1 protein-coding gene and 1 tRNA gene are annotated in these 530 nt (G+C 63.4%); both read right to left on the reverse strand.

Annotated elements, in window-relative coordinates:
• Nucleotides 1-13: 13 nt before the first annotated feature.
• A tRNA-Ala gene (locus tag DSAT_RS07515) sits at nt 14-89 on the reverse strand.
• 107 nt (nt 90-196) lie between these two features.
• Nucleotides 197-530 (reverse strand): cysteine hydrolase family protein (locus DSAT_RS07520; protein ID WP_020887320.1); only part of this gene is annotated, 334 nt, incomplete at its 5' end.

The raw sequence follows: 530 nt of genomic DNA on the forward strand, positions 1-530 counted from the left end.
TGTCTTTTCTAAATGGTGGAGACGAAGAGATTTGAACTCTCGACCTACGCGTTGCGAACGCGCCGCTCTCCCAGCTGAGCTACGTCCCCGTGAGAAGGGGAGTATTTAGTCGGAATCGCGGCGTTGGTCAAGGGGCGCGGTCGTATTTCGGCCTGCGGTTCTGTGCGGGGCGCAGGTATGCCGGACGTTGCGGGGGTCAGGCGGCGCCAAGGGCCTGGAGTAACCCGGCAAGGGGCACGCACTTGATGCCCATGTTCGCAAGGTCCGTGACGTTGGCCTCCGCGATTTCGGGCGTTTGGGCCGAGCAGGCGTCCGTGACCACGATGACCCGGTAGTCTCGGGCCATGGCGTCCACGGCCGTGCTCCTGATGCAGTTGGGGTACTGCGTGCCGCAAAGGATCAGCGTCGAGACGCCCAGCCCGCGCAGCATCAGGTCGAATTCGGTGTCCAGAAAGGCGCTGAAGCGGCGTTTGACCAGCCTGTATTCACCGGGCAAGGGGGCAAGCTCCGCGATGATCTCGGCTCCGTCG

The organism is Alkalidesulfovibrio alkalitolerans DSM 16529, from assembly GCF_000422245.1.
Lineage (GTDB): Bacteria > Desulfobacterota > Desulfovibrionia > Desulfovibrionales > Desulfovibrionaceae > Alkalidesulfovibrio > Alkalidesulfovibrio alkalitolerans.